Source organism: Zooshikella harenae (genome assembly GCF_018837975.1).
In the GTDB taxonomy this organism is placed as follows: Bacteria; Pseudomonadota; Gammaproteobacteria; order Pseudomonadales; family Zooshikellaceae; genus Zooshikella; species Zooshikella harenae.
In genome coordinates, this window is sequence record NZ_JAGSOY010000193.1 from 1 (window position 1) to 2318 (window position 2318).

At 39.9% G+C, this 2318-nt stretch carries 1 protein-coding gene; it reads right to left on the reverse strand.

Going from position 1 to position 2318, the window contains the following annotated elements; all coding sequences use genetic code 11:
• Window positions 1–165 precede the first annotated feature (165 nt).
• The coding region (locus KCG35_RS24685) for a calcium-binding protein (RefSeq protein WP_304956771.1) at window positions 166–2318 on the reverse strand (2153 nt) is incomplete at its 5' end.

The window sequence follows — 2318 nt, forward strand, 5'->3', positions numbered from 1 at the left end:
TTTGCGACAGAACCCATTTAACTTATCCGTTAGGATAATAATGAATTTTGATCCATCCTTCTCTTAGGGAAAATAGCCGGTAAGCAGGGTTATCGGCTATTTTTTTGATGACCTATACTTTTTGACATACCCAGTCCTTTGGGTATGCATTAGTGAGACAGTTTTTTATACTGCACTGGTGGTTAGTACAGGTCTGAGTAAAGTATTAACCGTTGGTGATGAACTCATGTCTGAGGCGTCACTGGTGGCTAACGTAGCCATAGCTTGGACAAGTGGCTCAATATTTGGAGCAGAGCCTGATGATGTTAAGGAATTATTAGTGTGTACGCTTTTTGGATCCTTTAGTAAGGAATCGACAGAGGTACTTTCCGTGATACTTCTTTTGTTACGTCGTGATCTATTACTTGTTCGACTACCCCAGACTAGCTTTTCCCCTCCAGATAGGCTTACACCGCTCTTGCCAGAAGGAAGATGAGGCGTCTCTCGACTAGGAAGCACAACAGGAACCCTTTCAGATTGATTATTGGTAATATCAAGGGGAGCGGAACCAAATGCACTTCGTTTGCGACGAGTACTTCGACTTTCTCGCGTACTTTCAGTCAGCTGATTTCTTAATTCAAGCACTGTTTTTCGCGTACCGTCTGCAAATTCTACCTGCATATTATTTTCAACAGCATGAATCTGTAACGAATCATTCTGGTTGGTTTTTCTTGAAATAACAAAGTAGTTTTTACTGGAGGATTCTCCATTTTTCATCGAAAAACTAACTTCATCTTGCAATATATCTTTCAGGTGAATGACATTGTGTCCTTCTAGATCTTCTATCACATCCACCCCATGACCTTTACGATAGATATAGTGGTCATTCCCCTTACCACCAAACAGAGAATCTTTATCTAGTCCACCAATCAGTGTGTCATCACCACCGCCACCATAAATTGTATCGTTGCCATCACCACCATCTAAATAATCATTACCCATGAGCTCACTATCTTCTATTCGGCTGTCTCCAAATAATTCATCATCATCATCACCACCATAAAGACGATCATCCCCGCCGTTACCTACAATAATGTCGTCTCCATCCTTACCAAATAAAACATCATCACCATGCAACGCTAATGGCAAGGCGTCGATTTTATTACCTGCAAACCAGGCATAATTGAGGTCCTTTGCTGGCGAAGCAGCATTAAGTTTTTCATCAATAGAACGGTCTCCATAAATAATATCGTTACCAGAGTCCCCACTGATAAGGTCATTTCCAATCTCTCCATAAATGAGATCTCGACCATCCCCACCAGATAAAACATCATTGTATGAATATTTAGCTTCTTTTTCGTTGTTACTAAAAAAAATGGAGCCAATCAAATCACTCCGCAAATATTTGCGTGTTATGTTGGAATCACCTGCAATAATATCAACTCCGCTCCCCCCAGCAATTTGGTCATTTCCATTAAAACCACCGAGATAGTCATCACCTTTACCACCTTCCATGATGTCGACATAGTGCCCCCCCATCAGTGTATCATCACCCTCATTACCGAAGATCACATTACAGTCACCAACGTCATCCTCACCACCTACTATTAAGTCATCACCTGTTCCACCCACTAGATAGTCGCTTCCTGCATTTCCATTTATATAATCATGTCCACCGTTACCAAATATTTGGTCATTTCCACCAAAACCAGCCATTCTATCAGAAAAATCATCACCATTGAGTTGATCAGCTTGATTCGTTTTAACTCGTGGTTCACCTGCAAGATTATGGGCGTCGATAAGATCGTAAGGGTAGTAGGTTGATAGTTGATTTTTCCAACTATGTGTCTTGTAATTCTCATACCCCCATCTAGAAAATACAGTAGTTTTAAACGTTTCAGCATTATAAACTACTGAAATATTGTTATTTCTACCATGCAATCGAGTTAATTCGCTCATATCTGTATCAGTATTAATAACAAAGTGATTCTCGGGGATTGCTTCTGGCTGATAAGCTTCCTTTTCTTTAATCTCAAGGCTGAAGTGCTCAGACTGAAAGTTTTTAATGGTGATGGTTCCACCACCCGCAGGACAGACAATTAAATTATTATTTTCAAATAAATAATAATTGTTATTTTTATCCTGATATATTGTTCTGTCATCATTGATGGCCGTTAACGTGCGTACTTGTTTACCATTAATGATGAGAGTGTTGTTACCCTGGTTATCTTCAATGACATCATGTCCATCACCCGTGGTATAAACATAGTGATCATTACCTTCACCACCTTGCAAAATATCGTTGCCTTTACCACCATCAATCACATCATTCCCAATGA